Annotated in this window: 8 protein-coding genes; 6 read left to right on the forward strand and 2 right to left on the reverse strand. The window is 69.7% G+C overall.

What is annotated here, in order from left to right; genetic code table 11:
- From VN779_RS01470 to VN779_RS01495, 6 genes are all read left to right on the forward strand, one after another.
- The coding region (locus VN779_RS01470) for a cellulose binding domain-containing protein (RefSeq protein WP_325719354.1) at positions 1-1,654 on the forward strand (1,654 nt) is incomplete at its 5' end.
- Positions 1,655-1,885: 231 nt separating this feature from the next.
- Positions 1,886-2,713 (forward strand): MHYT domain-containing protein, encoded by an 828-nt coding sequence (locus tag VN779_RS01475; RefSeq protein WP_414639548.1) that lies wholly within the window; start codon positions 1,886-1,888, stop codon positions 2,711-2,713.
- 79 nt (positions 2,714-2,792) lie between these two features.
- Positions 2,793-5,750 carry a nitrate- and nitrite sensing domain-containing protein gene (locus tag VN779_RS01480; RefSeq protein ID WP_325719355.1) on the forward strand — a complete coding sequence of 986 codons (2,958 nt, stop codon included), beginning with the start codon at positions 2,793-2,795 and terminating at the stop codon, positions 5,748-5,750.
- Between the two features lie 91 nt (positions 5,751-5,841).
- A complete protein-coding gene (locus VN779_RS01485) occupies positions 5,842-6,267 on the forward strand; it encodes a roadblock/LC7 domain-containing protein (protein ID WP_325719357.1) in 426 nt (141 codons plus the stop codon).
- A 68-nt stretch (positions 6,268-6,335) separates the two neighbouring features.
- On the forward strand, positions 6,336-6,887 hold the full coding sequence (locus VN779_RS01490) for a DUF742 domain-containing protein (protein WP_325719358.1): 552 nt from the start codon (positions 6,336-6,338) through the stop codon (positions 6,885-6,887).
- A complete protein-coding gene (locus VN779_RS01495; RefSeq protein ID WP_349260591.1) occupies positions 6,868-7,602 on the forward strand; it encodes a GTP-binding protein in 735 nt (244 codons plus the stop codon). Before VN779_RS01490 ends, VN779_RS01495 begins: the two co-directional genes overlap by 20 nt.
- On the opposite strand, the gene VN779_RS01500 is transcribed toward VN779_RS01495, so the two are convergent.
- Both VN779_RS01500 and VN779_RS01505 read right to left on the reverse strand, forming a co-directional pair.
- The gene (locus tag VN779_RS01500; RefSeq protein WP_325719360.1) at positions 7,585-8,169 is read right to left on the reverse strand and encodes a pyridoxamine 5'-phosphate oxidase family protein; all 585 of its coding nucleotides are present in this window, start codon (positions 8,167-8,169) and stop codon (positions 7,585-7,587) included. The two genes, VN779_RS01495 and VN779_RS01500, sit on opposite strands and share 18 nt — an antisense overlap.
- A 133-nt stretch (positions 8,170-8,302) precedes the next feature.
- A partial coding sequence (locus VN779_RS01505; protein WP_325719362.1) for an ARMT1-like domain-containing protein occupies positions 8,303-8,782 on the reverse strand: 480 nt, incomplete at its 5' end.

The raw sequence follows: 8,782 nt of genomic DNA on the forward strand, positions 1-8,782 counted from the left end.
CTACACCAGCTACCCGAACCGCGCCGACGCCTACACGATCGACGCCTCGGCGACGCCGTGGCTCACCTTCGGCACGACGACTCAGGAACCTGTCGAGTCACCGAAGCTGGGTTGGATGACCGAGGGCCTGGCGATCGACCCCTTCAACTCGAACCGGATGTTCTACGGCACCGGCGCGACCCTGTTCGGCACCACCAACCTGACCAACTGGGATTCCGGCACCAGCTTCACGATCAAGCCGTTCGTCAGCGGGCTCGAGGAGACCGCCGTCAATGGTCTGATCAGCCCGCCGACCGGTTCGGCTCCGCTGATTTCCGCCCTCGGTGACCTAGACGGTTTCGTGCACACCTCGCTGACCTCGGTACCGTCCTCGGCGTTCACCTCGCCGAACCTGTCCAGCGGCGACAGCGTCGACTACGCCGAGCTGCAGCCGGCCACCATCATCCGCACCGGCGACGTCGACAAGACGCAGAGCAGCAACGCGAACGTGTACCGCTTCGCCTTCAGCACCAATGGCGGCAGCAGTTGGTTCCAGGCCTCGGCCGAGCCGCCCGGGGTAACTGGCGGCGGCCAGGGCGCGGTCGCGGCGGACGCCAGTTCGGCGCTGTGGAGCCCGAAGGGCACCGGCGTCTACTACACCACGACCTACGGCAGCTCTTGGACCGCATCCACGGGCATCCCGGCTGGCGCGGTGATCGCCTCCGACCGGGTGAATCCGAAGGTTTACTACGGCTACTCGGCCGGGACGTTCTACGTCAGCACCAACGGCGGCGCCAGCTTCACCGCGAGCGCCGCGACCGGCCTGCCGACGACCGGCACCCTCTACATCAAGGCGGTCGCGGGCACGGCCGGCGACGTGTGGCTGACCGGCGGTGACTCCTCCGGTGTATCAGGCATCTGGCACTCGACGAACTCCGGCGCCACTTTCACGAAGCTGAGCAGCGTCTCGGCGGCGATCAACCTCGGCTTCGGCAAGTCGGCGGTGTCCGGCGGCTACCCAGCGATCTACGCGATCGCGACGGTGAACGGCGTGCAGGGCATCTTCCGCTCTGACGACACCGGCGCGACCTGGACGCGGATCAACGACGACAAACACCAGTGGGGCAACATCGGCGCCGCGATCACCGGCGACCCGCGGACCTACGGACGCGTGTACGTCGGCACCAACGGCCGCGGCATCATGTACGGCGACCCGAGCGGTTCATCGACCGGGAGCCCGAGCGCGACGCCGAGCCAGAGTGCGAGCGCGAGCGCGTCGGCGACACCGTCTACGAGTCCGTCACCGTCACATTCACCTTCTGCCTCGCCATCCCCAAGCCCCAGCGCCGGCGGCGGATCCGGTTGCCACGTGACGTACACCAAGAACAGCGAGTGGCCCGGCGGCTTCACCGCAGGGGTGACGATTAGCAACACCGGCACCAGCGCGATCAGCAGCTGGACGGTGAAGTTCACCTTCCCCGGCGACCAGAAGGTCACCAGCTCCTGGAACGACGGCTCGTTGACGCAGAGCGGAGAGGCGGTCACGGCGACCAACGCCTCGTACAACGGTTCGATCAATCCCGGCGGCAATGCGTCGTTCGGTTTCCAGGGCACCTGGACGTCCAGCGACGCCTCGCCGACGTCATTCACCGTCAACGGCGTCACATGCAACTAGCCCGCATCAGCAGTAACTGAGGGCCCTGACGCCCCGCAACACTAACGCCACCCCTGCGCTACGCCCGACGGTGCAGGGGTGGCCCGCGTCCGCAAGAAGTCCGCCTCGTGTCAGCTGCGTGATTGCAGTGAGTTAGCGGAAAACCTCGCAGCGCAAGCATTCTCATGCGATGGTCGGTTGACCAGTCACTAGCGATTGCAGATGCACAGGGAGCCGGCAGTGATGGGGCCGATGGGCGCGACGACGGAGACCGGATTCGGGTGGGCCACACCCGTGCTGTCCTATGCGATGGCGTGCGTGGGCTCGGCGCTCGGGCTGCGCTGCACAGTGCGCGCACTGGACGCGAGCGGACGTTCGAAACGTAACTGGCTGCTTACCGCGGCGGTGTCGATCGGCGCCGGGATTTGGACGATGCACTTCATCGCGATGCTCGGTTTCGCGGTGACCGGCACCGAGATCCGGTACGCGGTCTCGCTCACCTTGCTGAGCCTGCTGATCCCGATCCTGTTGACCTGGGTCGGAATGCTGATCGTCGGGTACGGCCGCTCGCGGGCTCTCTCGCTGGGCCTCGGCGGCGCGGTGACCGGGTTCGGCGTGGTGGCGATGCATTACACGGGCATGGCCGCGATGCGACTGAATGCGAGCCTTGACTACAACATCGGGACCGTCGCGCTCTCGGTACTGATCGCGGTGGCGGCGGCGACCGCGGCGCTGTGGGCCGGGCTGACCATCCGCGGACCGGTCGCGGCGATCGGCGCGTCAATGATCATGGGCGTCGCGGTGACGGCCATGCACTACACCGGAATGCGCGCCGCCGAGGTGTCGGTGGCGACGCAGACAGTGGCATCAGGGAACGTACCGAGCGGCGGCGCGACCGCGATGGCGTTCATCCTGCCAATGATCGTGTGCCTCGGATCAACGCTCTTCCTCACCTCGGCCTTCGTCGCCCTCTCCCCTACCGGTCGGCAGCCACGCGATGCCGATGAATCAGACGATGACGACGCGCCGACGCCGCATGGCGCGCGCCCGGTGGCCGAGAGGCAGGGTTCGCATGCGTGAGAGCCGCCCGCCCGCGCCGCGTGGCCGCCGGGGTTCGCATGCGAGACCGAACGGTATGTCAGGCCGGATATCCGTTCCGATGCCGCGGCCGTCGCGCCGAGAGCAGCAACCGGAGCAGCAGCAGCCGCAGTCGCCGTTTTCGCGCCAGTCCGCGACGCCGGCGCCCGGCGCCTCGTGGCGCGGACAACGGCCGATCTCGATCTTCAGCGCGGCGGCCTCGGGCGCGGGACGCGGCGCCGGTGCGACGGCGGCGTCCTCGCTGGGACGGCGGCCCGGCGGCGCGCTGTTCCCCACGATTCGGGATTCGGATCTGATCGCGCGGATCCCGAAGCCGCGGGCGATCCGGGCGAAGGTGGTCTGCCTGCTGGTGGTGCCGATCATCTCGTTGATGACGCTGTGGGGCCTGGCGGCGGTGCAGACCGCGCAGACGGTGTACGCGCTGACCCAGCTCAAGCAGCTCGACGCGGCGGTCACCATGCCGAACGACAGCCTGATCAGCGCGCTGCAACGCGAGCGGATCGACGCAGCCCGGTTTCTCGGCGGTGCGGGTGATGCAAGCGGACAGCCGAGGTCGGCGTTGACGGCGGACTATACGGGCACTGATGCCGCTGCGGACGCGCTGCGTGACGGGGCGGGCGCGGCCGCCGCGGCGACGACCGGGCTCGGCGTGCAGGTCAGTGGCCCTATGAGCACCCTGCTTAGCGATCTTTCCGGACTGCCGGGGCTGCGCGGCGAGGTTTCCCGGCGCCAGGTGACGTGGACGACCGCGAGCGCCGGATACGGCAAGGCGATCAGTGACGCGCTCCTCTTGAGCAACAGCCTGAACGCGACCCTGACGAAGGTCGGCCAGAACGGGCAGATCGCCTCGGACGCGTGGGCGGTCACTCAGCTGGCCCGCTCCCGGGAGATGCTGGCCCGGCAGGCCGCGATCGTGGCGCAGGCGCAGGCCCGCAGCGGCGGAGCGACGCTCGACGCGGACGGCTACCGCCAGTTCGCCGGGGCCTACTACAGCCAGCACGAGCTGGAGCAGATCGCACTGGCGCAGCTGCGTGATGTCGACGTGACGGCATACCAGCGCGTGACCTCGGCCATTTCTTACCAGCGGCTGCAAGGCGCGCAACAAGCGGTGCTCAACGCCGGGGATCAGGGCACGAACAGCAGCGGCGTCGCACAGGCCGAGAGCACGTGGACGGCGCTGGCGCCCGGAGAGCTCGACCGGCTCGGCGACGTGGTGTCCGGCGCGGGCGCGGCGGCGATCGCGCAGGTGAATCCGTATAGCCGGGCGCTGGAGACCAAGGCGGGCGCCGGTGTGCTGCTGGGTTTGTTCGCGGTGACGGTATCGCTGCTGGTGTCCGTGTGGATCGGCCGGGGACTGGTCATCGAGCTGGTCGGACTGCGCGACTCGGCGCTCGACCTGGCCCGGCGCCGGTTGCCCGGCGCGATCGCGAAGCTGCGCGCCGGGCAGGAGGTCGATCTGGAGGCGGAGGTTGGGCAGGGCACGCTCGGAATCAGCACCCTGGGTCGGCTGGCGGCCGGCGGCTCGGGCGTGTTCCCAGCAGGCGCGTCTGGTACTGAAGACGGCAGCGATGAGGTCGGGCAGGTCGCCATGGCGCTGGCGACGGTGCACCGCGCCGCGCTGCGGGCCGCGCTGGACCGGGCCGAGGCGGTCAGCGGCGTCGCAGGGATTTTCCTCAACCTCGCCCGGCGCAGCCAGGTGCTGCTGCACCGGCAGTTGGCGCTTCTGGACCTGATGGAACGGCGGATCGAGGATCCGGCCGACCTCGAGGACCTGTTCCGGCTCGACCACCTGGCCACCCGAATGCGCCGGCACGCCGAGGGCCTGATCATCCTTTCCGGCGCGGCGCCAGGCCGCAGCTGGCGCAGGCCGGTACCACTGATGGATGTCGTGCGCGCCGCGGTCGCAGAGGTCGAGGACTACGAACGAGTGGACGTGCGTCAGATGCCTGATGCGCGCGTCGCCGGCGCGGCGGTCGCCGACCTGACGCACCTACTCGCCGAGCTGGTCGAGAACGCGACCTCGTTCTCGCCGCCGCACACCCGCGTGCACGTGCAGGGCGCGCTGGTCGCGGCCGGATACGCGCTGGAGGTCGAGGACCGCGGGCTCGGCATGGGCGCGGAGGCGCTGGCCGAGGCGAATCTCCGAATCGAGCGCGACCGTCCGGACGACCTGCTCGACAGCGACCGGCTCGGGCTGTTCGTGATCAGCCGGCTGGCTCGTCGGCACGGAATCAGGGTCGCGCTACGGCAGTCGGCTTATGGCGGAACCACAGCGGTGGTGCTGCTACCGAAGGCGCTGCTGGTCGAATCCGAGCTGACCGCGGGATCGCGGCCGGCGGCGATCGGCTCACGTCAGAGGTCTGACGATGGACGAGATGACGCATTGGACCGCGCATCGCAGGCACCGCACCGCAACGGGGCTCTGGTCGGCTCCGGTCCAGTCGCGGCTAGTCGCCCGGACCCGTCCGCTGCTGGATCAGCGCATTCGGCGGCGGCGTCCATGGCACGATCCGGCCACGCCGAGACAAAGGCACCGCGCATCAAGCCGACGTCACCGCACGCGCCGCAGTCCACACCTACATCCACATCCGCGCGCACACCCACACCCACACCCACGCCCTCGCCCTCGCCGGTCACCGGTGCGGCGCCGCCGCTCGGTATCCTTCCGCGCCGCGTTCCGGGCCAGCCTGATCCCACGAACCCTGATTCCTACCTTGGCGAGCTGGATGACCCGGATATCGGACCCGCTGGCGGCGGTCAGGTCGACCCCGCACTGCTGCGCGCGTCAACGGGGCCTGAGACGCCCGGCGGACTGCCGCGCCGGGTGAAGCAGGCCAGCATCGCGCCGGGACTGCGCATGGACCCCGGCCAGTCCAGCGCCTCGCTAGACGCGGATGAGGATCCGGTGCCGCGTACCCCCGAGCAGGCCCGCGCGACCATGTCCGCGTATCAGCAGGGCTGGTCACGCGGCCGGTTCGGCCCCGGACCGGAAAACCCGGCATCTCTCGCCGAGGACTGAGACGACTGAGATGCCCGCCCTCCCCCACGACCCTCCCACCGAACGATCGATCACCGCGGCTGAAAAAGCCCGCTGAAGGCCAGGAGGCCCGATGCCCCCCAGTACCAACGCCGGCGGCGAACTCGGCTGGCTGCTCGACGAGACGGTCGCCGCCGTCCCCGCGGTCCGGCACGCGGTGTTGCTGTCCACCGACGGTCTCGCGGTGGCCTCGTCGGCCGGCATCTCCCGCGAGGACGGCGAGCATCTGGCGGCCGTCGCGTCCGGCTTCCACAGCCTGGCCAAGGGAGCCGGGCGACACTTCAAGGCCGGCTCGGTCCGGCAGACCATGGTCGAGCTCGACGGCGGCTACCTGTTCGTCGTCGCGGCCGGCGGCGGCACGTGCCTGGCCGTGTTCAGCGGACCGGAGTGCGACATCGGCCTGGTGGCCTACGAGATGGCCCGGCTGGTGCGACGCGTCGGTGAGCACCTGTTCGCCGCGCCACGCGCCGGAGGCGGCGCGGGCGCGGCCGCGTCGTGACCGGCGTGCGGCCGACGGCGGCGGGCGGTGCGGCCGGCGGTAGGCCGAGCGACGCCGCCGATCGCGCCATGGGAAGCGCGGTCGGGCGCGACTACGGATACGAATACGGGATCGAGCGTGACCGCGCGAACGGCTACGAGTACGGGTACGAACACGGTTATCAACACGGCTACGAACCGGGGTACGGGCGCGAGCGCGAGTATGTGCCCTTCCCCGCCTCCGAGCCCGAGCCGCCGCCCGAGGGCGCCGAAGGCGATTCGGCGCAATGGTACGACGACGAAGCCGGTCCGCTTGTCCGGCTGTACGCGCTGACCAGGGGCCGCGCCCGCTCTGACGCCCGCGTATTCAACCTGTTGGCTCTGGTCATCGCGGAGAGCGGCCCATACGACGATCCGACGCTAAGCCCCGAACAGGTCCGCGTGCTGGAGTTGTGCTGCCGCGCACCACAGTCGGTCGCGGAGATCGCCGCCGGCTGCGACCTGCCCTTGGGCGTCGCGCGGGTGCTGCTCGGCGACCTGCTCGAGATCGGGCATGTCCGGGTCCGCCAACCCAAGCCGCCGGCCGCACTGTTCGACGAACACATTCTGCAGGAGGTGATCAATGGGCTCCGCGCGCTCTGATCGCGGTTTCCAGGTTCCCGGCGCCGGCCCAGCCGCGGCCGCAGCCCCCGACGCGGCCCCCGCCGCGAGCGTCAGCGTCGGATCGGCCGCTTATCGCGCGGCGGCCCGTGAGCGCGAAGGGCACCGGGCTGAACCGGAGGTCGAAGAGCCCTTCCTCGCGCTCAAGATACTGATCGCGGGCGGATTCGGCGTCGGGAAAACCACCCTGGTTGGCGCGGTCAGCGAGATCCGGCCACTGCGCACCGAGGAATCGATGACGGAGGCGAGCCGCGGCGTGGACTTCACGCACGGCGTCGAGCGCAAGAGCACGACGACGGTGGCGATGGACTTCGGCCGGATCACGGTGCGCGACGACTTGGCGCTATACCTGTTCGGCACGCCGGGACAGGACCGATTCTGGTTCCTGTGGGACGAGTTGGCGCAGGGCGCGCTGGGCGCGGTGGTGCTGGCCGACACGCGAAGGCTCACCGACTGCTTCCCGGCGGTCGACTTCTTCGAGCGCCGCGGCATCCCGTTCGTCGTCGCAGTGAACTGTTTCGATGACGCGCGGCGTTTCGCTCCGGGAGAGATCGGCGAGGCGTTGGACCTGGAGTCGAACACGCCGGTGATGCTGTGCGACGCGCGGGAGCGGGCCTCGGCGAAGGAGGTGCTGATCGCGCTCGTCGAGCATGCGGGCCGGGTGCATTCGTCCCGGCGATCAGCCTCTCTGCACTGAGGTCGGCAGCGGATGGTCGGGTTCGAGCGCGGGCAGCCCGTCCAGGCTCTTAGCGTTCACTCCGTTGACGCGCTGCGCCCACTCGTCCGGCGTGCGCGTGGAGTGGACCTTGTCGAGCACCGGCCGCTCCTCGACCAGATCCATGTAAGGGACCGCATACCCGCACGAGTCCGAGACCCGTTCGACGTCGACCAGGATGATCGAGCGCAGGCCCGGGTGCTGGAGATTGAAGTGCGCGGCGAGGCTGGCGAACTCGGGATCGTCGGCGCGCAGGACCCGGCCGTGGCCGTGCAGGCGCAGGATGCGCGAGTTGCGGGTGAACGAGCAGAACATCACCACGATCCGGCCGTTCTGGCGCAGGTGCGCGATCGTCTCGGCGCCGGAGCCGAACAGGTCGAGGTACGCGACGGTGTGGTCATCGAGCACTGCGAAGCAGTCCCGGTAGCCCTTGGGTGAGATGTTGACCAGTCCGTCGGACCCGCTCGGCGCGGTGCCGACGAAGAACATCGGCTGCGCCTCGATGAATTCGCGGATGCTCGCGTCGATCGCCTCGAACACGTTCGCCACGGCGGCCCTCCCGTAAGATCCCGTCGGCCTTCTCAGGTCTCACTGTAGCCGCGCGGATCAAGTCGTTTTGTGGCGCGCCCGGTGAGTTCGGTCACGCGATCCGGCCCACGCGGTCTTGGTCACGCGATCCGAATCACGCGGTCTGGATGAGGCTGTGCCGGCCGTTCAGGCGCCAGTCAGGTTCGGCCGCGTCGAGCCGCTCGACCTGCCCGCGCGAGACCCCGACGATGACGTCGGACTTCGCCGCGCGCAGTGCCGCAACCGGCAGGCCGAGGTACCGCACCGCGTCGGCGAACGGCGTCGTCGGGTCCCACCACAAGTCGCCGACCAGGCGGCGGTAATTCAAGTCGCCCTTGACCAGCAGGAACCGGCCCGCTAAGCGAGCGCGCAGGTCGGCGGGCAGTTCACGGAAGGAGAGCGGCGAGCACCAGAACGGATGCGTCGCGATGCGGAGGCGACCGGTCGCGGCGTGCTCGAACAGCCTGGCCCCGGCGGCGCCGAGCGGACCGGACATGCCGCGCAGGCGCCGCAGGCACTTGCCGACGTCCGACGCAGTGGCATCGGAGATGTAATACGGCGCGGGCTTGACGTGCAGCTCCACGCTTGTGGCCAG

The organism is Actinocrinis sp. (assembly GCF_035605935.1).
Taxonomy (GTDB): Bacteria; Actinomycetota; Actinomycetes; order Streptomycetales; family Catenulisporaceae; genus Actinocrinis.

Coding starts and splice junctions, on each gene's coding strand:
- VN779_RS01480 (WP_325719355.1), top strand. CDS start 2,793: ATGCCGCGGCCGTCGCGCCGAGAGCAGCAACCGGAGCAGCAGCAGCCG.
- VN779_RS01485 (WP_325719357.1), top strand. CDS start 5,842: ATGCCCCCCAGTACCAACGCCGGCGGCGAACTCGGCTGGCTGCTCGAC.
- VN779_RS01495 (WP_349260591.1), top strand. CDS start 6,868: ATGGGCTCCGCGCGCTCTGATCGCGGTTTCCAGGTTCCCGGCGCCGGC.
- VN779_RS01490 (WP_325719358.1), top strand. CDS start 6,336: ATGGGAAGCGCGGTCGGGCGCGACTACGGATACGAATACGGGATCGAG.
- VN779_RS01475 (WP_414639548.1), top strand. CDS start 1,886: ATGGGCGCGACGACGGAGACCGGATTCGGGTGGGCCACACCCGTGCTG.